Here is a 20,633-nt window from a genome sequence, read left to right as displayed (position 1 = left end):
GTTCCGGATGGTTGAGTGCGAGTGATCGAGGCACGCGGCATCGAGGGCACTTGGTGCGGCCTACTGCGCCCTGACCCGCTGACGGTGAGCGGCCTGTTTGGCGCGATTGCCACAGATGGCCATGCTGCACCAGCGTCGCCGATGACCACGGGTGTGGTCGGCGAAGAGCAGCGTGCAGGCTGGTCCTTCGCAGGCCTTCACGTTTGAAAAATCTTCCACGCAGACGAATTGTGCCAGTGCCTCTCCAATGGGGGCGAGAAGGGCTTCGGGCGTGCGCCATCGGCGGATCGATTGCCGCTGGAGGGGCGACGGTGCGCCCTTCGGCGCGGCCACGATGCGGTTGAAGCAATCATCCCGCTCCAGCAGTCGATTGAGCGGTTCGAGTTCGGCGAGAGTCTTTGCGGTCAGGGGACGGCCCTTATGCTTGCGCACGACGCCTCGGAACCACTCTCGCAGGCTCCGCGCCTGATCTGCGACCTTGTCCAGCTCGCCGGGCAGCGCCTGCGAGCGAATGCTTCCAAGCGCATCTGCAGGCACAAGCTGTGCCTGCCCGAGCCAGTTCAGCAGGCCCTCGCCATTGTCGATCCAGTCGAAGGGCGTATCGACCGGAGTGGCGATCGAATTCAGGAAATCCAGACCGGGCGCATCGCCGATGAAGATCGCGGGAGGATGTTGGTTCATCGAAGACTCCTGTTCCCGGCGCTGTCCCAATTCCATCACCCAACCGTGAACGCTGCTCCATAGATAACCGCTTTGTTGGTCGTTGACAAGTTACGCCAGCCAAGAGTAACCGTATTGTAGTTATCAAAGAGGTTACGAGCGCGGGAATGCTCTGGACGGAGAGGGCGATGCGCCTGAAAGATTTGAACGTGTTGATCGCCTGCGAAACAGAGTTCATGCGATTGGGGATGGGCAAAGTTCGTCGGCTCCATGACCGTATTCCATGGCGTAGCGGTCGCCACGGCCAAGTGGACGGCACGTTCAGCGTGTAACCTGTAAGTTAGGTTTTAGAAAGTTATGTAACGGAGGAGAAAGCTCGTGGCTGCCATCAACTATCGCACTGCTGACGTCGACGGCTGGAAGATCTTCTATCGTGAAGCCGGGCGTGCGGATGCGCCGACGCTGCTGCTGCTGCACGGCTTCCCCAGCGCTGGTCACATGTTCCGCGATCTCATCCCGCTGCTCGCCGATCGCTTTCACATCGTGGCTCCCGATCTGCCCGGCTTCGGACAGTCGGACAAGCTGGCGCGCGGCATGTTCGCGTACACATTCGATCATATTGCCGAGATCATCGACCGCTTCACCGAGGTGATCGGCCTGGAGCGCTTTGCGCTCTATGTCTTCGACTACGGTGCGCCCACGGGCTTTCGCATCGCTGCAAAACATCCGGAGCGCATCACGGCAATCATCTCGCAGAACGGCAACGCCTACGAGGAGGGCTTGAGCGACGGCTGGAATCCGATCCGGGCCTATTGGCAGGATGCGTCGGAGGAAAACCGGCAGGCGTTACGCGCCTTCCTCAAGCCGGAGACGACGATCTGGCAATACACCCACGGCGTCCCCGATGCGACCAGGGTCTCGCCGGACGGCTATTCGCTCGACAACTACTATCTTTCGCGGCCCGGCGCGGACGAGGTGCAGCTCGATCTATTCGGCGACTACAAGAGCAACGTTGCGCTCTACCCGGCTTTCCAAAATTATTTCCGCACCCACAATCCGCCATTCCTGGCGGTGTGGGGCAAGAACGATCCGTTCTTCCTGCCGGCAGGAGCGGAGGCATTCAAGCGCGACATGCCGAATGCAACGGTGCGTTTCTTCGACACCGGCCATTTCGCGCTGGAGACACACGCCGCCGAGATCGCTGCTGTGATCCGCGAGTTCCTTCCCCGCTGACATCGCACCCGCGCTTGCCGCGCCGCGCGAGCGGGCATGGCATCCAACCCACGGAGACATCAACATGCGTGCCATTGTCCTCGACAAATTCGGCGGCCTCGACAGCCTCGTCTACAAGGACATCCCCGAGCCGGAGCCCAAGCTCGGTCACGTCGTCATCGAGATCAAGGCGTTCGGCCTCAACCATGCGGAGCTGCACATGCGTCGTGGCGAATGGGCGGAGGCAGCGCCAGTGAGCGGCATCGAATGTGTGGGCCTGGTGAAATCCTGCCCCGGCGGCGAGTTTCCGGTCGGCGCGAAGGTCGCAGCACTGATGGGCGGTCTTGGTCGTACCATCAACGGCAGCTACGCCGAATATACCCGCGTTCCCGTGTCGAATGTCGCGCTGATCGAGGCGGACCTGCCGTGGGCTGAGCTGGCGGCGTTTCCCGAGACCTACGCCACGGCCTGGACCTGCCTGTTCCGCAATCTGGAGATCAGGAAAGGACAGCTCCTCGTCATTCGCGGCGCGACATCGTCCTTCGGCCAGGCCGCTCTCAAGATGGCGGTCAATGCCGGGGTTCGCGTGATCGCGACCACCCGCAGCCGTGATCGTTTCGCGCTGCTGGAGAAGCTCGGCGCCGAGCGCTGCGAAATCGAGCGCCCCGACCTTTCGAAGCACATCGCCGAGGCAAAACAGATCGATGCGGTGCTCGATCTCGTCGGAAACAGCGTCGTGCTGGATTCCCTTGCCATGCTTCGTCGCGGCGGCCGTTCGTGCCTGGCCGGCTGGCTCGGCGGCCTCGATCCGATCCCGGACTTCAATCCGCTGCTGCAGATGACGAGCGGCGTCTACCTCACCTTCTTCGGCAGCTTTGTGTTTGGCACGCCGGGCTTCCCGCTGTCGGACGTGCCGCTTCAACAGATCGCGCAGGACGCAGCCGAAGGTCGGCTCGACGTCAAGCCGGCCCGCGTCTTCCGCTTCGGCGAGATCCGAGAGGCGCACCGCGTCATGGAGGCCAATGAGGCGCGCGGCAAAATGGTCGTGGTCCACGACTGACACCACGGCGATCCGGCTCGCGCTGGATGGTGACATCGTGCCGGTGATTTTGCCCGACGTCTCAAATCGCTCCCCGGCTTCGTCAGGCAACACATCGGCAGCCCGGCTACTTTGCATGGGGTTGTTTTCGAGTTTTTTGTTTGCGGGTCCCGCGCGCGATATTTGGGCGGCAAGGTCGAGCAGCATTCTCTGGTGCCGCTGGGCGAGGCCCGTCTCGGTCGCATCAGTCTCGACGAATGGTTCGGGCAGGCGCGGACGAAGGCCTGAGTATTGCCGTCAATGGCTCCTTGCAGGCTTGGGCATGAGAGCTGCCCGGGGCCTCTCAGCGCGACACGAAGGGCGCGGCCAGAACCGCGAGCATGCCAAAGGCGGCGATGTTCCAGAACAGCGAGCGGATCAGCGGTATTCCGCAGATGTAGAGCGCGGTGTAAGCGATGCGTCCGCCGAGATAGGCTATCGATCCCCAAAGGGTCAGCTCGTTGTGAACGCCTGCCGCCTGAGCGGCGAGAATCGACGCCGCAAAGAACGGAAACGTCTCCATGTAATTGCGGAAATTGCGGTTGATGCGCCCGGCGATGGGCTTGAGTGGCGGCATCTCGATGTCGCGCGGGCTCGCGGCCCATGTGAGGCCATACTGCGCGTTTGCGGCTTGCGCGGCAGCAACAAGCTGGAGAAGACCCCAAACACTCGCGGCTGTCAGTAGCATTAGCTCGAAGTTCATTCCCATCCATAAGTCCTCTTCCCAAAAAAGCGGCGGGATTTCAGCGGCGCGCAGAATGGAGGTGAGATTGTTTTGACACAAGCCGCCATTGCACGTTGTGTTGCGGGGCTCGCTACTTGGGGGAGGCGCACGGCCGCACATTGGCAGCAGGCGACAGCAGGAGCAGCACGCGTTGACCGCGTAAAGCGGTTCCAGCCCCGCAAGAAATTTCGTTAGTATGGATGGTGATCCTGTCGGATCGCACTCGGCCTGTTCGTCTTCATCCAGAGACATCTGTATGGGAGACCCAAGATGACCCCTTCCAACTATCGCTGGGTGATCGTCGCCGCCGGCGGCCTGCTTGGCTGCGTCGCGATCGGCGGCATGTTTTCGTTGCCGGTGTTCCTGCAGCCGATCGCGAAGGACACCGGGTGGTCGGTGACGGGCATCTCAAGCGCGATGACGATCGGCTTTCTCGCGATGGCCTTCACCAGCATGGCCTGGGGCACGCTGACCGACCGGTTCGGCCCGCTGCCGGTGGTGCTGACGGGGTCGACGGTGCTGGCTTTGAGCCTGTTTCTCGCGAGCCACGCAACCTCGCTGATTGCGTTCCAGTTCGTCTTTGGCCTCTTGGTCGGCGCATCCTGCGCAGCGATCTTCGCGCCGATGATGGCGACCGTCACCGGCTGGTTCGACACCCATCGCAGCCTTGCGGTCTCGTTGGTCTCGGCCGGCATGGGCATGGCGCCGATGACGATGTCGCCGCTCGCGGCCTGGCTCGTTTCCAACCATGACTGGCGCACGTCGATGCAGCTCGTGGCGCTGGTGGTCGGCGCCATCATGATCCCGGTCTCGCTGCTGGTGCGCCGTCCGCCGACGCTGGCGAACCCGCAGGCCGCAACGTCCGGTGCGGGGGCGCCGCAAGCCGAGATGTCGCTGTCGGAAGCGCTGCGCTCGCCGCAATTCCTGATCCTGATCGCGACCAACTTCTTCTGCTGCGCGACGCACTCCGGCCCCATCATCCACACCGTCAGCTATGCCGTGAGCTGCGGCATCCCGCTGATCTCGGCGGTGACGATCTACAGCGTCGAGGGCTTTGCGGGCATGGGCGGCCGGATCGCCTTCGGTCTCATGGGGGACCGCTTCGGCGCCAAGCGCGTGCTGGTCTCGGGCCTGCTTGCGCAAGCCTTCGGCGCGCTCGCCTACGTCTTCGCGCATCAGCTCGCGACCTTCTACGCGGTCGCCGCCGTGTTCGGCTTCATCTATGCCGGCACCATGCCGCTGTACGCCTCGCTCGCCCGTGAAAACTTTCCGCTGCGCATGATGGGGACGGTGATCGGCGGCACGGCGATGGCCGGCAGCCTCGGCATGGCGACCGGCCCGCTCGCCGGCGGCCTGATCTACGATGCGTTTTCGAGCTACGCCTGGCTCTATATAGGCTCCTGGGCGATGGGCCTCGGCGCGTTTTTGATGTCGATGACGTTCAAGCCGTTTGCAAAACCGCAAGGGGAGCCTGCACCGGCAACGGCGTGAGAGAGGCCGCCGAGGCGCGGCGCTAGAGCTGCGCCTCGATGGCCGCCTTGTCGACGACCGACCAGACCTGCCAAATCTTCTCGTCTCTGAATTCGTAGAAGACGTTCTCGCAGAAGGACACGCGCTTGCCGTTGACGCCGAGCCCAAGAAAAGTCCTCACCGGCGTGCAATCGAATGTCAGCCGACAGGCGATGTGTGGCGGATCGCAAATCAGCAACTCGATATTGAAATGCAGATCCGGAATCTCACGAAAATCCTGCTCCAGCATCGCGCGGTAGCCGGCGAGCCCAAGCGTCTTCGCGTTGTGGGAGACGTTATCGTGAACGAATTGTCCGAGCGCCGGCCAGTCCTGCCGGTTCAGACAGGCGATGTAGCTGCGGTAAATATCTGCGAGGTGCGCCCTGGTCATGGCGATGCTCCTGCGGCTGTGACGATAACGCAGCAGGAGCCAAAACCGGCACTCCGTTTAGAGACGCTTTTCGAAGAACAAATCGGGGTAGGGGTCGTCGTTGAAGCGCGGGATCTCGCTCCAGCCGGTCCTGCGGTAGAGCTGGCCCGCTTCCGGTAGCGCGCTGTTGGTGTCGAGCCGCAGCACGGCGATGCCGAGCTCGCGCGCGGCGCTCTCGGCCGCTTCCATCAGGCGCCGGCCGAGCCCCAGACCGCGCGCGGACGGGGAGACCCATAGCCGCTTGATTTCTGCGAAGCCATGGTCCGTTCCCTTCAGCCCGACGCACCCGATCGGCAAGCGATCCGACATCGCCACGATGAAGGTGCCGTGCGGGCGCACCATGTCCTTGGCCTCGGGGTCGCGCGACAGCTTGACGTCAAAGCCCTGTTTGAAGCGGCGCGCGAGCTCGGCGTAGTACTCGCCGAGGCAATAACGCGCCTCATCGCCGCGCGGGTTCATTTCCGTCAGCGTGGTGTGGCTCTGTCCAAGCGCAGAACCGATCATGTCCATCGCCGCCAGCAGGGCGTCCGCCTGCGAATGGTGGGCGAGCAGGGCCTCGGCCTGCGCGTTCGAGAGCGCCTCATAAGCATTGAACTCGCGCCGGCCCGCACGTGTCAGCCGGGCGACGCGGCGTCGCGCGTCGTCCTCATGCGGGCTCGTCTCGATCATCCCTTCCTCCTCGAGACTGCGTAGCAGGCGGCTCATCAGGCCGGAATCGAGGCCGAGATAGTCGCGGATCTCGGCGACGTCCTCGCGCCCGTGCCCGATCGCATTGAGCACGCGCGCCGCGCCCAGGGGGCGGCCGCGGCCGAGGAAGGAGGTATCGAGCGCGCCGACTGCAGAGGTGACGGCGCGGTTGAAGCGACGGATACGGGAAACGGGATCGAGCATGTATCTGACTTTAGTCAGATAATATTCTGAAGTCAATCGGGGCTAGCACTTTTGCGTCACCGGCGTCAGCAACGACTTGTTTCTCGACGACATAGTGACAGCCTTGCGGCTGGGCTGCGGCCGGCAGCGTGAGAAGGTTTCCGGAGAGAAGCACTGCGCTCGCCAGCACGCGTGCGGTTCTCGAAAGACGATGACTCACGATCAACTCCTTTGTCCCGATGGATCGCACCGCGCGGGCCGAGCCCATGCTCGGCCGCGCCGTGGAGGCGTAGGTTTCAGGCGAGGGTGGTGGTCACTTCGATGTTGCCGTGGACGGCCTTGGAGTAGGGGCAGATGCCGTGCGCCGCTTCGATCAGCTCCTGCGCGACCGCGCGGTCGACGCCGGGGACGCTGACGTTGAGGCGCGCGCGGAGAAAGAACGAGCCGCCCGCATTGTTCAGGTCAATCTCGGCATCCACCGCGGGCTCGCCCGACAGCTTCACCTTATGCTGCTGGGCCGCGAACTGCAGCGCGCCGAGGTAGCAGGCCGACCAGGCGGCGGCGAAAAGATTTTCGGCGGCCGGGTGCGGCTGCGGCAGCTTGATGTCGAGAAAGCCGTCACGGGAGCGCGCGGCGCCTTCTGCGCCAGCGGTGACGTGGGTCTTGCCGGTGAAGAGAAGCTTTGCGGGGGTGGTCATGGTGGAGTCCTTTCGGTGAGATATTGCTCGTATCCGAATTAATCGGATGCGATTCGAAATAAAGCTACCCTGATGCGAAGTCAAGCTCTTCCGATTTAATCGGATGCGATTTATATTGGTCGCTGCATCACGACTTCCGGAGGTTCCCGTGACCCGTTCGCCCAAACCATCGCCAAATGGCCGAAAGCTCTCAAATTTCCTGTGCTTTGCAATCTATTCAGCCAATCTCGCCTTTGGCCGCGCGTATAAGCCCATCCTGGACGCGGTCGGGCTCACCTACACCCAATACATCGCCATGGTGGCGCTCTCCGAGGAGGACGAGCAGACCGTCAGCGTGCTCGGCGAAAAGCTGTTTCTGGAATCCAACACGCTGACGCCGATCCTGAAGAAGCTGGAGCAGACGGGCTACATCCGCCGCCACCGCGATCCCGCAGATGAACGGCAGGTCAGGGTGAGCCTGACACCCTCAGGCAGAAAGCTGCTCGACAAGGATCTCGGTGAGTCCTTGGTTACAGCCACCGGGCTCGGCGACGAATTCCCGGTCGTGCAGAAGACCGTGAGCCGGCTGCGCGACAATTTGCTCCGCGCGACGCAGGGCGACGGCTAAGCCGCAAATTCCCGCGCCGGCTTCGGTCAATCCGGCAGCGGCTGGCCGGCCTGCTCTCTCACGATGTAGTCGGCGTACCAGTCCGGCCAGTTCTCATCGTGCTTGCCGCCAGTCCGCTTCTCGTGCTCACCGTGGGCCGTGGCCGCGCGCCGCAGTGCGCTGGCGAGCTCGGTTGTCGAATTGAAAGTCGTGTCGGCCTCGACGCGTCCGGGCAGGCGTGTCGTGATCTCCTGGAGCAGCCAGCCATTGCCGTCGGGATCGCGGAACGAGGCGAAGGAGCGATAGCTGCCGCGTTCCGGATCAGGGCCGCTGACGCGCCGCGAACCAAAGAGGTAGGGTTCGTCCGGACCGGCATGCGTATCGCCGCTGCCGTGAAAGACCTCGCCGACCTCGATGCCAGCGGCAGCGAGCGCGTCGCGCGCGGCCTCGATGTCGGAGACAATCAGGTACAGGCCCTGTGCAGAGCCAGGCTTGGCCGGCGTGACGTTCCTGCCGAAGATGACCGAGGCGTTCGAACCGGGCGGGGTGAACTGGATGACGCGCCAGTCGTCGCCGGAGGCGAAGTCGGCATCGAGCCGCCAGCCAAGTGTTGTGTAAAACGCCTTGGCGCGATCGACATCGGATACCGGCACGACGACGATCTCGAGCTTGAAATCGACGCTGCGCAGTTTCGAGGTGCCGGCAGCCTTGCTGTTGTCCGCGGTGGCCATGGGTTCCTCCCTTGATGTCGTGAAGCCAGGCCCGCGCATCTTGCGCGCTAAATGTGACGGCGTCAGCGATCAGGGCGCCTGACCTGCGCGGATCCGGGCGCGTGACGTGCGCGGGCGCCCAGCCCTTCGGCAAAGCCGCTGACGGCCGATCACGGAGTTGTGCCTTGCGGTTTTAATCTCAAAACATATCTTACGATATATCCAACAGAGGAGACTTAAGATATGTTTCGAGACAAGCACCACAATCGACACGACAGAGACGACCGGGAATTCCGTTTCGCATTCGCGATGGGCCGGCATGGCGGACGGCATCGCTTCGGCCGCGGTGGCCATGGCTTCTTCGGCCGCGGCGGTGGCGCCGACTTTCCGGGCGCGCGGCGGCTTTCGTCGCAGGACCTGCAGCTCGTCATTCTCGCATTGCTCGCCGACCAGCCGGCGCACGGCTATGAGCTGATCAAGACCATCGAGGAGCGCTCGGATGGCTTTTACAGCCCGAGCCCCGGCGTGATCTATCCGGCGCTGACCTATCTCGAAGAGGTCGGGCACGCCAGCGTCGAGCAGGACGCCGGCCGCAAGCGCTACAGCATCACCGCGCAGGGGCAGGCCCATCTCGCCGAGCATCGCGCTACCGCGGATGCGATCCTTCAGGCGCTGTCGCGGATCGGACGTCGCATGGACGAAGTGCGCGAGGCCTTTGCAGGCGTCAGCGATCTCGATGGCGATGCCTCCGACGAGCTGCAACGCGCCCGCCATGGCCTCAAGCGCGCGCTGCGCGCCAAGCACGGCTGCGATGCGGAAGAAGCGCGGCGGATCGCGAAGATCCTCGACCGCGCGGCTGCCGAAATTCTGCGGAGCTGAATGGGATATGATCATGTCGCAAGAGCAGCCGCACAGCCCGATCCAGGATGCGCGCATCAACGCCGTGATCGACCGCATGCAGGCCGCGCGCCGCCGTCCACCGGGCGGCGGACCGCGCGGCGGATTCGGTAGCCGCGATCCGCATGCCTATGCCGAGCAGGGTTTTTCGATTCATCCCGAGCAGGGCGAGCTGATCTACCTGTTGTGCCGGGGCATGCGCGCGACGCGCGTTGCCGAGTTCGCGACCTCCGTCGGCATGTCGACGCTGTATTTCGCGGCCGCCATGCGCGAAAATGGCGGCGGCACCGTGATCGGCTCGGAGATCGTGCCGGCCAAGGTCGCAACCGCCCGGCGCAATCTCGACGAGGCAGGCCTTGCCGCCTACGCCGAGATCCGCGAAGGCGATGCGCGCAAGACGCTGCGCGATCTCGGCGGTCCCGTCGACTTCATCCTGATCGACGGCTGGCCGGGCGAGGAGGGGCCTTCGCTGGCGCGGCAAGTGATCGAGATCGTCGCGCCGCAGCTTCGCGTCGGCGGTTACGTCATGAACGACAATGCCGAACCCGACTTCCTCGAGTTCATCCGCGATCCCAAACACGGTTTCGTCTCGATGACGCTGCCGCTCAAGGGCGGAACCGAGTTGTCGCTCAAGGTGCAGTAGTCAGGCCTGCGAGGTCTGCATGACGACCTGGACCACCTGGCTGCCTTCCGGCGTGGTCCAGTTGCCGACGAGCTCGGCCACGAGTTGATTGGTGCCGGTCAGCGTGACGCCGCCGCGCTCCATCCGCCGCAGCGCCATGTCGCTGGCCGCCGACGCCGCAACGAATTGTGCACGACATACGTCAGGTGGTGCGAACCCAAAGATCCGCGCGAGCTCGCTCGTCATCAATGTCTGTGCATGCCGAGGGCATCGTCCCTTACGCTTCACGCCGGGACGAAGGAAGTTGACGTCGCCCTCAAAGGCCGCTTCACGCTCAACAGCGTCGGCATGATCTGTCGCCTGGCGGTCCACGACCAGGGCATTGCACTCTTGTCGGAGGCCATCGCCGCCGATGACGTGGCGCGCGGCCGGCTGCGCCGCGTTCTGCCAAAATGGCAGGCATCGCCGATCTCGGTCTATGCCATCACGGCGACGCGCCTGTTGCCGGCGAAGACACAACGCTTCATCGAATTTCTTCAGGCAAGCCTGGGGCGGGCCTAGCTGCTGATGTTCATTGGGTGGGTGTGGGCTCTACCAGTCCTAGCGCTGCCCGACGGGCAAATCACGCCGGCGCTGGGTCAATGCGCATTGAGCAAGATATATCGATTGACGGAATTCGGAATTATCGTATCTTTGGCTCATCTCACCCCAAGCAGAGGGGCGTATCGCGATCGTCACGGTATGCGGGGTGAGCGGCGGTGGACGCGGGCAGCGTCGGCGCGAACAGCCATCGCAGGGCGGGTAGTCCCCGTGAGCGACGGTATCGCGCGGGTACGACGATGCTATCCGCGTATGGCAAAATCGTGTGGTCCTGGCGCCCGGAGTCTGGCGTCAAGTCGTGCGGTGATGCGGGCGGCCTGACCGGGCCCTTCGCATCGGTGAGCTGCAAGGCGACGGGGGCAATAGTGCATCGCTCCCCGGGGAGAGCACGACATAAGCCGTTAAACCACTGCGCAGGGAAAATAAATTGTCCGGTGAAGCTGTGTAGAGCCGTGTGGAGTCCTCAACTTATTGAGGATGCTCGGGGTTCTGCAATAGGCTTTCACACGCCTCCATAGGGCTCCACGCACGCAATCGCGACACTTCGCGAGACACCGGGACACGATTATGGCACGCAAGGTCAGCTTCAGTGCACTCGAAAGCCGCAATGCACGGCTCAAACTCCCAAGCCGCCGCAGGCCGTATAGCGGTCCGTCGCTGGCTCGCGGAATCCTGCTGATGTACCGGCGCAACGTGGGCAACGGCAGTTGGGTGTTGAAGGCATCGGACGGCAGGTGCGGATATTGGACGCAGCGTATCGGGGACGCTGACGATTACGAGGTTGCTGATGGCAAGAACGTGCTGACATTCCATCAGGCGCAGGACGTAGCGAAGAAGTTGGCGCGCGGCGAAGACGGGAGCCTGGACACTGCGCCGATCACGGTCGATGTGGCGCTGAAGGATTACAAGCGCGATCTCGAGGCGCGCGGCGCCAACCCCTACAACGCCGAGCACCCGCGCCTTCATCTGACAAGCGTGCTGGTATCTAAACCGGTGGCGCTGCTCACGGCCACGGAGATGAAGAAGTGGCGTGACAGCCTGCTGGGCGAGATGGCGCTGTCCACCATCAATCGGCTCTGCCGATGTGTGTCTGCCGCGCTCGCGCTGGCGGCGCAGCATGATGACCGGATCAAGAACCATCAGGCTTGGGAAGTGGGGCTGGCCGGTTTGCCGGATGCAACGGAGGTGCGCAACGTCATCCTCCCGGACGACAAGGTGCGTGCGTTCGTCGCGACCGCCTACGGGCTCGATCATCAATTCGGCTTACTGATCGACACGCTGGCGGTCACCGGCACGAGACCGAGCCAAGCCGTGCGCCTACGCGTCGAAGATCTGCATGATCATCCCGTCCGCCCGAAATTGATGATGCCCAAAAGCGCTAAGGGCGGTGGCAGAAACCGGGCGCAGAAGAAGGGCGAGCGTTACAGCGTGCCGATCACGGTGCAGCTTGCCGCCAAACTGAGGGCAGCAGCGAAGGGCCGCGCCGGCGATGCGCCCTTGCTGCTGCAGCGCGACGGCCTGGCTTGGGGCAAGGCTCCGGGGCAGAATTGCCATCGTCAGGTTGACAGCGTCGTCAAGGCCATTGGACTCGATCCCGCCGAGGTGACGATGTACGCACTTCGCCACTCGTCGATCGTCAGGATGCTGCTGGCGAACGTGCCTATCCGGCTTGTGGCATCCCTGCACAACACCAGCGTCGCGATGATTGAAAAACATTACTCGAAGTACATTACCGAGTACTCCATAGAAGACATCGCGCGCGTCGGACTCTTGTCGGAACCTTCGCCAGCCGCCGACAATGTCGTCGCGCTCGCAGTGTAACAAAATTGACAATTTTCTGCGAGTGAATCGGTAATGCCAAAGAAAGCCGTCAACTGGCGAGAGCGCATTGCTACTACCTTGGGTGGCTTGCCTCGTCGGGGCCGCCCCACCGGACGCCGAACCGGCACGAAGCCAGGCAAGCGCAGCATTCCGCAGGCGTGGCGCGATGAAAAAAAAGAATCAACGGACCTCCGCCTCAGCCAACCATGCCCGCCGTACGTCACGCCATCGTCGATCTCATCCTTCGGCCGCCGTCTCAACGGTGTCCATACTGCCGAAAAAAATCCTTGAAAAACACTGGCGCAAACAGATTCTGCCAAAGTAGTGCTAGAATACCGGCCGCCGAGCTGCTCGACCTAGATCGTGCGCTTCTTGGTGGCCCGCAGCTGCGGACGTAATAGCCGTATCTCTGAACGGCTGACCTGATTTCCGTTGCTCACTCTGAAGACTCTTTGTCTGCTCTTCCGCCACTCATGTCTCGAACTGAGCGTCGGTATCGCAGAGCCTTTGCTTAGAACGAGCAACTCGCGCTTATCATTGCGATAGACATCAAACACTTTTCGCCCCCGCTGATTATATTGGCATAGACATGAAATAAGACGGACCAGCGTAATATCTCGAAGGTCTGCGCGGGTTGTAAATCTGCAACGCTCGCCACTTTGCTTCACCGCGTTCCGGATCGGGAACGAGCGCGTCATCCGGCAACGGCCGTTGCAGCGCCTACGCCTCGCGCATTCAGATATCTTCATCGGGTCGTTAGGATCGCGGGCATCCAGCCTTCGGCTGGATGAGCTCGAAAATTGCATTTGGCACTGTCGTCAGGAAGCCGTAGGCCCCGATGCGGTCCCGGCACCGGCTTGGACTTCGTGACGCGATCTCTGTTGAGCGTCGTCCAGATGCCATTTCTCGGGGCCTCAATTCAGCCTTTCATGATAGTTATCGACGCGGCTCCTCATGTTTCGGCAGCAAACTGAACCCAATGCCGGTGACGAGATAGACAGCATCGCTTTCATCCACGAGTACGTCGCCGATCGTCATGGTTGTATGCTGTAGTCCTTTGCTCTGAAGCAAATCGAGACCTTCACCGTTCGGTGACCAGTTCTCCGCTCGCATGCGAGACAATGCATTTTCCTGACTATCGGCTTCGATATCCTTCAAGTGAACATGAGTAGCCGAGAGGTTATTGGGATTGGGCGAGCTACCAACGACATCGCGAAGAAACGATGGCTTCATAAACCAGATTTGATACTTCATCGTATGCCCCTTTTTATAGCTTGCTTCGTTCGCGCGCATAAGGCGGAGGGGATCTCGAAAACCGAGCATCCGCTTATTCCAAGCCTCGCACACGAGCCGGTCGGCTTGCTTGCGCGCTTCGCCGCCCACTCTGCCGCCGCCCGGACCGAGCCGCCGTAATTGGTGTCGCGTGATTTCGTCTCAGGTGCTAGGGATTGCGGTCGAGGGCTCGCCGGACACAATGGGCTACTACGCAGTGCGCTTGCCTACCCTCACGCTACCTACTGCCGCTTGTCCGTTGCGCCGAAGGGCGCAATCCACGCTCGTTGCCACTGCTCCGCTAGCTTCATCCACACTTCGACTGGGTTCGCTGCTGTAGCTGGACCTGTTGTGAGACCCGGCAAGGATGTGAGTTTTGACAGCATCGCCGATGGTGACGCGGTCATCGGGTTCGGCAATTTGAGCTGCTCTTCCCAAACGTCCATCATTTGATCCATCGTCTTAACTTGGATTTCGGCAACGCTTTTCAATTGTGTGCGGGCGGCATCAACGATCTGCGTTGGCCACCCAAGTGTCTTCGCGGCCACCGCCATCTGGTCGAGGACGCGCTCGCCATTTTTCTGGTTCGTGTCGGCAATCTCGTTTCGCCAAGTGGCCAATGCCTTCAAGGCTGCGTTCGCGGCTTCTTGAGCCTCTTTGGTGAGCCCGGAGGCGGCCACAGGATCGAAGGCGCGAGGTTTGGTCTCAAAGAAGCTCACAGACATGACCTGTTCTCCTTGATTGACTTCCCACCCTGCTGAACGCTTTCACGAGGCACCCGAAATCGCTTGATGCAGATCAAGGGAATGCTGGGCGAACGGGGTTGACCAAGTGCCAAAGTGTTCACTCAAATATTGTACGGGCCGAGTTCGAACGATACCGCCTTTCGAGGTGACGTAATGCAGCATCAGCGGCGCACCTTTGCAAACCGTGCCGGAGCTGATGTTGATAATGTTGCCGTACTTCCCGGCGATCATCGCTGGCGCAGCATCTAGTGCTTTGGCGGCTCTCTCTCTCCGATACGCTCTGCGGCTGCCAAGAGGAGCATCGTCAGCGCAAACCCCAACATGATCGCAATGAGCCATCCGAGCTTGCTGCTGTCCGCGTTGTGTTCGATATCCAGGAACCATTCCAGCACATTCACTGCCGCGATGGCGACAATGGATGCGAGCAGCCTCTGCTTCAGGCCCGAGAAGCCGACGTTCGCCAGGCCGGCTGGCCAAGCCGGCCGCCGCTGCACGTCAATTGGTGCCTGGAAGTTCTCGTAGCTCGAGCAAATCACAATCACGATCAAATTGGCCGTGAGAGCGACGTCAACCAGCTTCAGGCTTCCAACAATGATTTCGGACGGATCGGCGATCCGGGCGCGCGCGAAAAAATCGAACAATTTCAGCACGAAGTTGTAGAGCAGTCCCGCGAGGGTAAGTATCAGGCCAAGCAGAAATGGAGCAATCAACCAGCGGGAGTTTGCAATGATTGCTTCGAGCGTCAGGCGCAAGCGATCCAAGACAAACTCCCTGCGGTTGTTTGACCCCGAGAGGCCCTTTGGGCTGGGACACAAATTGCCAGAATTGACCTGTCACGCCCATCACAAGGTAGCTGACAGAAGAATTGCGGTCGTGAGGGTGGCGATGCTGGCAATTGTACTCACGATTAAGGTTGTTCCAACCCGCACGGACGCAACATTGTAACGGATCGCAAAGAGAACGCCGAAGGCACCGGAGGGGACCGCCATCAACATGACCGCGATACGCGCGTCCGCACTATCGAGCAGCGAAATCGCGAGCAGTGCTGTCATCAGCGGCTGCAGCACGTTCTTGATCATGGCTGCCACCCCCACATCTGTCGTGAGCCGAACTGGCTGCGCGGACAACACCAGACCGGTGAGAAACAAGGCAGTTCCGGACGCCCCCTGGCCGACCAGGGCGAGCGTGCTGTCGAGTAGCGACGGAGGCGACAGGCCGAGAAGCGACCACGCGAGCCCGAGCAGTGGCGCGATCACGATCGGCTTGGCCAGCGCAGCTTTGACGACGGCCGTGACATTGCGGCTCTTGCCGGCCCCAGACTCCAACAGCAGAAGGGTAAGCGGTGTGACCACGATGGCTGCCACGGCCACCGTGACGGCCACCGAGACCGAGGCCGATTTGTTGAACAGGGCGACGACGATCGGAAGACCGGCGGATCCCACATTGGGACCGGATGCGGTCAATGCGATCAGTGCGCTCTCGCGCCGGTCGTCGCCGAACACGCGGGTCTGTACAAAGTATGTCATGCCATAGGCGAAGAGCATCGCCGCCAGCACCACCAGCGCGAGCCGAGCCTGGTCGATCATGGCCTGGCGCGATGCCTGTGCCATCGCCGTAAACAATGCCGCCGGCAGCGCGAAATCCATGACCAGCACATTGAGCGAATCGACGTTGCGGTTGTCGAACTCTCTTGTCCGACCAGCCGCATAGCCGAGCGCCATGACAAGGAACACTGGCGCAAGCGAGGCGAGGATGGTCATGGTTTCGGTCATGGCGTGTTCCGGCTTGGTGCATGCGCATTGGAAAGGCTGACCCTTACCGAGCCGCCATGACCGGCAAGTGCGCTCGCGAGCCAGCCATGGATGATCACGAGGCCAGTGCCGGCGAGCAGCGAGACCAGGACGCTGAAAATGGCGTTCCACAAGCTTGGCGAGATCAGGGCATCGACCGTGAACGCTCCGGGCGAGAGACTGAGACAAGCAAATGTCGAGGCGAATCCGTAAAAGGCCGCCGGTACGATGCAAAGCGATAGCATGCGCGAAGCAGTCACAATCAGGAACGAGGCGATGCCGGCAACGGCCGGCGTCAAGAGTGTTGCATTCGCCGACGGCCCGCGAACCGCAACGATGAGGGCAACCAGCCATGCCATGATGCAGCCGAATGCGAGCGCGGATGACGAGCGTACCGCCGCCTGCCGGGTCGCCCCGGAGTGGTCGTAACTCGCCCAGCCGATAAAGGCGGCCCACACGAACAGGGCAGGAAGCTGTGAAAAAGCGAGGACAGAAGCCGCGGCAACGAGCGCCGCGGCAAGGGCTGCTGCTGTCAGGGGTGGCAGGTTCATTTGATCACCCTTTGTCTGGACTTGACTGCCTTCAGTTCACGATCCCTGATCGAATGCTCAGGTGATGATGTGCCTTTTCGAGGCATGCACCGCGATCAGGCGGCGACGCTGGTCGGCTTCGTGCTCTCGCTAACCGGCATGCCGGGGTAGAAGCTGGCAAGCCAATAGACGATGGCGTGACGCGCGGCCGCCGAGTTTCCGAGCTGGCAATGCTGTTCCGCACCTTCGCGCGCCGTGAATATCCGCGTCGTCACGGACCGGGCGCAGACGAGCTCGCGCATGGTCCGATGGACCCAGCTGACATCGAACAGATGATCCTGCTCGCCCTCGGTCAGCAGGATGTCCTGCTTGACGTTGTGCAAGATTCCGTCGAGCGAGTGCTTCGCAATAGCCGTCAGGAAATCGAATGGCGTCTTGGTGCCGGTGATGTGCATCCCCTGGACAACACACCATTCGAAGACGGAGCTCGGCAGGCGCTCCTGGGCCACGATCTGCTCGGTCCCTTTGCGATCGCCGGCGTTGAACCGCGAGATCAGATCCTGCGCCTTGCCGGGCCGCATTTGCTTCAGTGTCATGTCGAGACCCGAATAGGAGGTGGGCATCGAGATGATGTGCTTGATGCGGGGCTCGAACGCCGCCGCCCGGATTGACATGTAACCTCCGCAGGAGGCACCCAGCCAATCAACGGCATCGAGCTCGAAGTAATCGATCGCCGCCTTGGCGGGCTTTTCCCACGCGTGGTCCAGATAAATTCCCTGCCGCAAGGCACCGCCCTGGCCGGGTCCATCGAAGGCGATGACGGTAATTCCAAGATCGGTCAGGGGCAGAAGGAAGTTATAGAACTCCTCGACGAATGAATCGTATCCACCGGTGAAGATGAGCGTACTGCGTTCCTTGCCTTTTGCCTGAAGCCTAAAGCCCGGGAGATGACCGCCGGGATACGGGATCACGACGCGCTCGTAACCGGCGACTCCTTTCATGCCGAGCGCCCAGTTGCGCGCGAAGTCGTCGTAGAGGCCGTTGCGCACGTCGCCGGCGGGCAAATAGAACTCCGCGCCGTGATAGTAGGAGGCGGCGTCCAGATGCCGCTTCTCGGCTTCCGCCCTTTTGGCAACTTCCAGCCAAACCGCATACCAGGAATCGTAATCCTTGATGCGCGGCGCGATCGCGCCGAGTTCCTTGAGGCGCGCCGGTGACGTACCGTCAAGCAGCGGCCGGTTAAAGGTGTAGTTCATCCCGGGGTCGGGCAATATTTGAATGAAGGGCATCGCGTTCTCCGTCGGGTAGGATTAGTTGCCGCTAAACGATTGACCCGAACCGGTGTTGACGCCATATCAATGTGGGCACCATCCTGTTGCCGAAAACGCAACACCATCGGAGGTCCAGAACATGGATTTCACGGCCCTTCGCTATTTCAGCGCCACGGCCCAGGCCCGCTCGATCCGCGCGGCATCGGACCGGCTTCATGTCTCGCCATCAGCCATCAGCCGACAGATCGCAAAACTCGAGCACGAGCTTCGTGCGCCGATCTTCGACCGGCGCGCCCAGGGCATGAAACTTACGGCGGCCGGAGAAATCCTGTTGTCGAAAATCGATGGCGTGATGCGCGAGTTCTCGCGCGTCAAGTCCCACATCGCGGCATTGCAAGATCTTCAGGCTGGAAATGTTGATGTCTATTGCTTCCAAACCGCGATCGAGAGCTTTGTGGCGCCGGTCCTCAATCGTTTTCACGTGCAATATCCGGATGTGACCTTCCACGTCAGAATGAGCAGCACCGACGAGGCAATAGAGGCACTAATCGCGGGCTCTGCCGAGATCGGCATGATCTTGAATGCTCCGGCCCGCGACAACATCACGAGACTGGAAGTCTTCCGCGACAGAATGGTCGCAGCTTTGTCACCCACGCACCCCCTTGCCGGGCGAAAGTTGCTGTCGCTGCATGAGCTAGGTGGTTTCCCCTTCGTCCTGACCGAGCCGTCCTTTGGTCTTCGCCAGCAGCTTGATCGTGTTTTCGCAAAACATCGATTTGAACCGAACGCATTTTGCGTCACCAACTCGCTGGCTCTCATCAAGGAAGTCGCCGGGATTGGCAACAACTGCACTCTGCTGCCGCGATTTGCGATCGAGCAGGAGTTGGCGGCCGGCTCGCTCAATTCTGCGGGCGTGAGGGAATTTGCGTCGGATCCGCTGGTCTTCTGCATTTGCTCTCTCAGCGACCGCTCGCTGTCACCGGCAGCCAAGGTCTTCATGGACATCGTGGTCGACTATTGCCGCCGCTACCGCCATTGAGGTAGTGTCGATGGACCGGGCGCGGGCCTGGTCTGCATTTTTGGAAATTGTGCATTAGTTGGCAGTGTCTCTTCCTGGAACGGAGGAGAGCTATCATGCTCCGACGCCGCAAATTCCTTCAGCTCAGTGCGGCCAGCATCGCCGCATCCGCAAGCCGCGTGGTCGCCGCGCCGGCCTCCTATCCGAACAGGGCCGTTTATTTGATCGTCGGCTTTTCGCCGGGCGGCAACACGGATATCGTGGCGCGCCTCGTCGGGCATTGGCTGTCGCGGCAATTCGGCCAACCCTTCATTGTCGAGAACCATACCGGTGCCGCGACGAATATTGCGACCGAACAGGTCGTGCGCGCAGCACCTGACGGCTACACACTGCTGGTCGCTTCGGCAGCGAATGCAATAAACGCAACCCTCTACCGAAATCTGAAATTCAACTTCATTCGTGACACTGTCCCTATCGGGATGATCGCCAGCACGCCGCTCGTGATGTGTGTCAATCCCGCATTCCCTGCACAGTCGGTCACCGAGTTCGTCGCAAGGGCAAGGGCTGATCCGGGCGGATTGAACTTTGCGTCGAGCGGAGCAGGCAGCCCGCCGCATGTCGCGGCCGAGCTGTTCAAGATGATGACCGACATCAAGATGCTGCACATTTCGTACCGTGGCGACGCTGAAGCCATCACCGATCTGCTCGGAGGGCGCGTTCACGTCTACTTCGCCACCCTGCCTGGAGCGATCGGATTCATCAAGACCGGGGCTTTGCGCGCGTTGGCCGTCAGTGCCGCAGAGCGCTCTCCGTCACTGCCAGAGGTTCCCGCCATGGCTGACTTTCTGCCCGGTTATGAAGCAGCCATATGGAACGGTCTCAACGCGCCGAAGAGCACCCCAGAGGTGGTCGTCCTGGAGCTCAATCAGGCGATCAACAGGAGCCTCGGCGATCCGAAACTCGCGGCACGACTCGCCGAGGTGGGTGCGAAGGCCGTCCCCGGCTCTCCCGAGGACTATTCCAGGTTCATTGCCAACGAGACCGAGAAATGGGGACGGATCGTCGATTCAATAGGCGCACGCCTGGAATAGTGTCACGTCTCTTTGAACCATTCTACACGACAAAACCCAACGGCATTGGAATGGGACTAACAATCTGCCGTTCAATCGTCGAAGCCCATGGCGGACGCGTAGCCGTACGGCGAGTTGATTGAGTTTGTTCTAGTCGAGTGCCGAAGCCGCGCCCACGCATCAGCGGCAACACCGTTTGCTGCTGACGGTGCCATCCTGACTGAGCCAGCGCCAATAAGGGCGGAAGAGGCAAGGCGATCAAGATGCCTTCGCGCTCATCCCAATTCACGTTCCGGATCGCAGGGTCCTTCGCACCACAGCCACATCGGCCTCGAGCATTTCAAGTTGGCTCGCCAGACCGCTGAACGTCCGGCTTATGTTCGTCAGACGAGAAGCTCGTCTTGCGGAAATTCCGGCCTGACCCGCTTGCTCTCTATATGCGGATGCAATCGAACGATACTCATCAGCAGGCATTGTGCGGTGGGTCATACGCGGCGTCTGCCTCAAGTCCGACCAGCG

24 protein-coding genes and 3 pseudogenes are annotated in these 20,633 nt (G+C 61.6%); 13 read left to right on the top strand and 14 right to left on the bottom strand.

Annotated features, from left to right (window positions below):
- Positions 1-60: 60 nt before the first annotated feature.
- A complete protein-coding gene (locus SO140_RS08570; RefSeq protein ID WP_474797073.1) occupies positions 61-681 on the bottom strand; it encodes a CGNR zinc finger domain-containing protein in 621 nt (206 codons plus the stop codon).
- Positions 682-848: 167 nt separating this feature from the next.
- On the opposite strand from SO140_RS08570, the gene SO140_RS08565 reads away from it, so the two are divergent.
- The 3 genes from SO140_RS08565 to SO140_RS08555 all read left to right on the top strand — a co-directional run bounded on the left by SO140_RS08565 (position 849) and on the right by SO140_RS08555 (position 2,932).
- Positions 849-992 carry a VOC family protein gene (locus tag SO140_RS08565; RefSeq protein WP_449383209.1) on the top strand — a complete coding sequence of 48 codons (144 nt, stop codon included), beginning with the start codon at positions 849-851 and terminating at the stop codon, positions 990-992.
- Between the two features lie 46 nt (positions 993-1,038).
- A complete protein-coding gene (locus SO140_RS08560; protein WP_449383208.1) occupies positions 1,039-1,893 on the top strand; it encodes an alpha/beta fold hydrolase in 855 nt (284 codons plus the stop codon).
- A gap of 64 nt (positions 1,894-1,957) precedes the next feature.
- Positions 1,958-2,932, top strand: coding sequence for a zinc-binding alcohol dehydrogenase family protein (locus SO140_RS08555; RefSeq protein WP_449383207.1), 975 nt, complete (start codon positions 1,958-1,960; stop codon positions 2,930-2,932).
- A gap of 322 nt (positions 2,933-3,254) precedes the next feature.
- On the opposite strand, the gene SO140_RS08550 is transcribed toward SO140_RS08555, so the two are convergent.
- The gene (locus SO140_RS08550; protein WP_449383206.1) at positions 3,255-3,926 is read right to left on the bottom strand and encodes an MAPEG family protein; all 672 of its coding nucleotides are present in this window, start codon (positions 3,924-3,926) and stop codon (positions 3,255-3,257) included.
- Positions 3,927-3,944: 18 nt separating this feature from the next.
- Between SO140_RS08550 and SO140_RS08545 the strand changes: the two genes are divergently transcribed.
- Positions 3,945-5,165 (top strand): MFS transporter, encoded by a 1,221-nt coding sequence (locus SO140_RS08545; protein WP_449383205.1) that lies wholly within the window; start codon positions 3,945-3,947, stop codon positions 5,163-5,165.
- 22 nt (positions 5,166-5,187) lie between these two features.
- Here SO140_RS08545 and SO140_RS08540 read toward each other — a convergent pair whose 3' ends face one another.
- The 3 genes from SO140_RS08540 to SO140_RS08530 form a co-directional block, all read right to left on the bottom strand.
- Positions 5,188-5,574 carry an ester cyclase gene (locus SO140_RS08540; RefSeq protein ID WP_449383204.1) on the bottom strand — a complete coding sequence of 129 codons (387 nt, stop codon included), beginning with the start codon at positions 5,572-5,574 and terminating at the stop codon, positions 5,188-5,190.
- 57 nt (positions 5,575-5,631) lie between these two features.
- The gene (locus SO140_RS08535) at positions 5,632-6,504 is read right to left on the bottom strand and encodes a GNAT family N-acetyltransferase (protein ID WP_449383203.1); all 873 of its coding nucleotides are present in this window, start codon (positions 6,502-6,504) and stop codon (positions 5,632-5,634) included.
- A 275-nt stretch (positions 6,505-6,779) separates the two neighbouring features.
- Complete coding sequence (locus SO140_RS08530) at positions 6,780-7,181, bottom strand: Ohr family peroxiredoxin (RefSeq protein ID WP_449383202.1); 402 nt, start codon at positions 7,179-7,181, stop codon at positions 6,780-6,782.
- 148 nt (positions 7,182-7,329) lie between these two features.
- Between SO140_RS08530 and SO140_RS08525 the strand changes: the two genes are divergently transcribed.
- A complete protein-coding gene (locus tag SO140_RS08525; RefSeq protein WP_449383201.1) occupies positions 7,330-7,788 on the top strand; it encodes a MarR family winged helix-turn-helix transcriptional regulator in 459 nt (152 codons plus the stop codon).
- 26 nt (positions 7,789-7,814) lie between these two features.
- On the opposite strand, the gene SO140_RS08520 is transcribed toward SO140_RS08525, so the two are convergent.
- Positions 7,815-8,498 (bottom strand): VOC family protein, encoded by a 684-nt coding sequence (locus tag SO140_RS08520; RefSeq protein ID WP_449383200.1) that lies wholly within the window; start codon positions 8,496-8,498, stop codon positions 7,815-7,817.
- Between the two features lie 222 nt (positions 8,499-8,720).
- Here SO140_RS08520 and SO140_RS08515 point away from each other — a divergent pair, with 222 nt between their 5' ends.
- Together SO140_RS08515 and SO140_RS08510 are read left to right on the top strand one after the other, a co-directional pair.
- On the top strand, positions 8,721-9,356 hold the full coding sequence (locus SO140_RS08515; RefSeq protein ID WP_449383199.1) for a PadR family transcriptional regulator: 636 nt from the start codon (positions 8,721-8,723) through the stop codon (positions 9,354-9,356).
- A gap of 13 nt (positions 9,357-9,369) precedes the next feature.
- Complete coding sequence (locus tag SO140_RS08510) at positions 9,370-10,017, top strand: O-methyltransferase (protein ID WP_449383198.1); 648 nt, start codon at positions 9,370-9,372, stop codon at positions 10,015-10,017.
- Here the strand turns inward: SO140_RS08510 and SO140_RS08505 are convergent, their stop codons facing one another.
- Positions 10,018-10,242 (bottom strand): hypothetical protein, encoded by a 225-nt coding sequence (locus SO140_RS08505; protein WP_449383197.1) that lies wholly within the window; start codon positions 10,240-10,242, stop codon positions 10,018-10,020.
- Positions 10,243-10,254: 12 nt separating this feature from the next.
- Between SO140_RS08505 and SO140_RS08500 the strand changes: the two genes are divergently transcribed.
- Positions 10,255-10,557: a LysR substrate-binding domain-containing protein gene (locus SO140_RS08500; RefSeq protein ID WP_449383196.1), complete on the top strand. Its 303-nt coding sequence runs from the start codon at positions 10,255-10,257 to the stop codon at positions 10,555-10,557.
- A 606-nt stretch (positions 10,558-11,163) separates the two neighbouring features.
- Positions 11,164-12,417: a site-specific integrase gene (locus SO140_RS08495; protein WP_449383180.1), complete on the top strand. Its 1,254-nt coding sequence runs from the start codon at positions 11,164-11,166 to the stop codon at positions 12,415-12,417.
- A gap of 751 nt (positions 12,418-13,168) precedes the next feature.
- On the opposite strand, the pseudogene SO140_RS08490 reads toward SO140_RS08495, so the two are convergent.
- The 7 genes and pseudogenes from SO140_RS08490 to SO140_RS08460 form a co-directional block, all read right to left on the bottom strand.
- Positions 13,169-13,318: pseudogene (locus tag SO140_RS08490) on the bottom strand (SOS response-associated peptidase); the annotation flags it as partial.
- A 35-nt stretch (positions 13,319-13,353) separates the two neighbouring features.
- A complete protein-coding gene (locus SO140_RS08485) occupies positions 13,354-13,800 on the bottom strand; it encodes a hypothetical protein (RefSeq protein ID WP_449383179.1) in 447 nt (148 codons plus the stop codon).
- Between the two features lie 131 nt (positions 13,801-13,931).
- Complete coding sequence (locus tag SO140_RS08480) at positions 13,932-14,414, bottom strand: hypothetical protein (protein WP_449383178.1); 483 nt, start codon at positions 14,412-14,414, stop codon at positions 13,932-13,934.
- Between the two features lie 266 nt (positions 14,415-14,680).
- Positions 14,681-15,196: a YqhA family protein gene (locus SO140_RS08475; RefSeq protein ID WP_449383177.1), complete on the bottom strand. Its 516-nt coding sequence runs from the start codon at positions 15,194-15,196 to the stop codon at positions 14,681-14,683.
- An 81-nt stretch (positions 15,197-15,277) separates the two neighbouring features.
- The gene (locus tag SO140_RS08470; RefSeq protein WP_449383176.1) at positions 15,278-16,207 is read right to left on the bottom strand and encodes an AEC family transporter; all 930 of its coding nucleotides are present in this window, start codon (positions 16,205-16,207) and stop codon (positions 15,278-15,280) included.
- Positions 16,204-16,776 carry a DUF1097 domain-containing protein gene (locus tag SO140_RS08465; protein WP_449383175.1) on the bottom strand — a complete coding sequence of 191 codons (573 nt, stop codon included), beginning with the start codon at positions 16,774-16,776 and terminating at the stop codon, positions 16,204-16,206. Before SO140_RS08465 ends, SO140_RS08470 begins: the two co-directional genes overlap by 4 nt.
- Before the next feature lie 95 nt (positions 16,777-16,871).
- Positions 16,872-18,044 (bottom strand): alpha/beta hydrolase family protein, encoded by a 1,173-nt coding sequence (locus SO140_RS08460; RefSeq protein WP_449383174.1) that lies wholly within the window; start codon positions 18,042-18,044, stop codon positions 16,872-16,874.
- A gap of 121 nt (positions 18,045-18,165) precedes the next feature.
- Between SO140_RS08460 and SO140_RS08455 the strand changes: the two are divergent.
- The 4 genes and pseudogenes from SO140_RS08455 to SO140_RS08440 all read left to right on the top strand — a co-directional run.
- A pseudogene (locus SO140_RS08455) lies at positions 18,166-18,339 on the top strand (LysR family transcriptional regulator); the annotation flags it as partial.
- A gap of 39 nt (positions 18,340-18,378) precedes the next feature.
- Positions 18,379-19,065, top strand: coding sequence for a LysR family transcriptional regulator substrate-binding protein (locus SO140_RS08450; RefSeq protein WP_474797074.1), 687 nt, complete (start codon positions 18,379-18,381; stop codon positions 19,063-19,065).
- Positions 19,066-19,223: 158 nt separating this feature from the next.
- On the top strand, positions 19,224-20,135 hold the full coding sequence (locus SO140_RS08445) for a tripartite tricarboxylate transporter substrate binding protein (protein WP_449383173.1): 912 nt from the start codon (positions 19,224-19,226) through the stop codon (positions 20,133-20,135).
- A pseudogene (locus tag SO140_RS08440) lies at positions 20,135-20,257 on the top strand (ATP-binding protein); the annotation flags it as partial. The gene SO140_RS08445 and the pseudogene SO140_RS08440, both read left to right, overlap by 1 nt.
- Positions 20,258-20,633: the final 376 nt, after the last annotated feature.

It is taken from the genome of Bradyrhizobium sp. UFLA05-108 (assembly GCF_059803455.1).
The sequence above is the reverse complement of the archived record's forward strand: the minus strand, read 5'-3'. Positions and strand labels throughout refer to the sequence as shown.

Bases quoted from the DNA above. Each gene is read 5' to 3' on its own strand.
- SO140_RS08550 (WP_449383206.1), bottom strand. From the start codon at position 3,926: ATGTCTCTGGATGAAGACGAACAGGCCGAGTGCGATCCGACAGGATCA.
- SO140_RS08530 (WP_449383202.1), bottom strand. From the start codon at position 7,181: ATGACCACCCCCGCAAAGCTTCTCTTCACCGGCAAGACCCACGTCACC.
- SO140_RS08570 (WP_474797073.1), bottom strand. From the start codon at position 681: ATGAACCAACATCCTCCCGCGATCTTCATCGGCGATGCGCCCGGTCTG.
- SO140_RS08465 (WP_449383175.1), bottom strand. From the start codon at position 16,776: ATGAACCTGCCACCCCTGACAGCAGCAGCCCTTGCCGCGGCGCTCGTT.
- SO140_RS08555 (WP_449383207.1), top strand. From the start codon at position 1,958: ATGCGTGCCATTGTCCTCGACAAATTCGGCGGCCTCGACAGCCTCGTC.
- SO140_RS08495 (WP_449383180.1), top strand. From the start codon at position 11,164: ATGGCACGCAAGGTCAGCTTCAGTGCACTCGAAAGCCGCAATGCACGG.
- SO140_RS08565 (WP_449383209.1), top strand. From the start codon at position 849: ATGCGCCTGAAAGATTTGAACGTGTTGATCGCCTGCGAAACAGAGTTC.
- SO140_RS08535 (WP_449383203.1), bottom strand. From the start codon at position 6,504: ATGCTCGATCCCGTTTCCCGTATCCGTCGCTTCAACCGCGCCGTCACC.
- SO140_RS08500 (WP_449383196.1), top strand. From the start codon at position 10,255: ATGCCGAGGGCATCGTCCCTTACGCTTCACGCCGGGACGAAGGAAGTT.
- SO140_RS08545 (WP_449383205.1), top strand. From the start codon at position 3,945: ATGACCCCTTCCAACTATCGCTGGGTGATCGTCGCCGCCGGCGGCCTG.
- SO140_RS08540 (WP_449383204.1), bottom strand. From the start codon at position 5,574: ATGACCAGGGCGCACCTCGCAGATATTTACCGCAGCTACATCGCCTGT.
- SO140_RS08515 (WP_449383199.1), top strand. From the start codon at position 8,721: ATGTTTCGAGACAAGCACCACAATCGACACGACAGAGACGACCGGGAA.
- SO140_RS08480 (WP_449383178.1), bottom strand. From the start codon at position 14,414: ATGTCTGTGAGCTTCTTTGAGACCAAACCTCGCGCCTTCGATCCTGTG.
- SO140_RS08505 (WP_449383197.1), bottom strand. From the start codon at position 10,242: ATGACGAGCGAGCTCGCGCGGATCTTTGGGTTCGCACCACCTGACGTA.
- SO140_RS08510 (WP_449383198.1), top strand. From the start codon at position 9,370: ATGTCGCAAGAGCAGCCGCACAGCCCGATCCAGGATGCGCGCATCAAC.
- SO140_RS08520 (WP_449383200.1), bottom strand. From the start codon at position 8,498: ATGGCCACCGCGGACAACAGCAAGGCTGCCGGCACCTCGAAACTGCGC.
- SO140_RS08450 (WP_474797074.1), top strand. From the start codon at position 18,379: ATGCGCGAGTTCTCGCGCGTCAAGTCCCACATCGCGGCATTGCAAGAT.
- SO140_RS08460 (WP_449383174.1), bottom strand. From the start codon at position 18,044: ATGCCCTTCATTCAAATATTGCCCGACCCCGGGATGAACTACACCTTT.
- SO140_RS08470 (WP_449383176.1), bottom strand. From the start codon at position 16,207: ATGACCGAAACCATGACCATCCTCGCCTCGCTTGCGCCAGTGTTCCTT.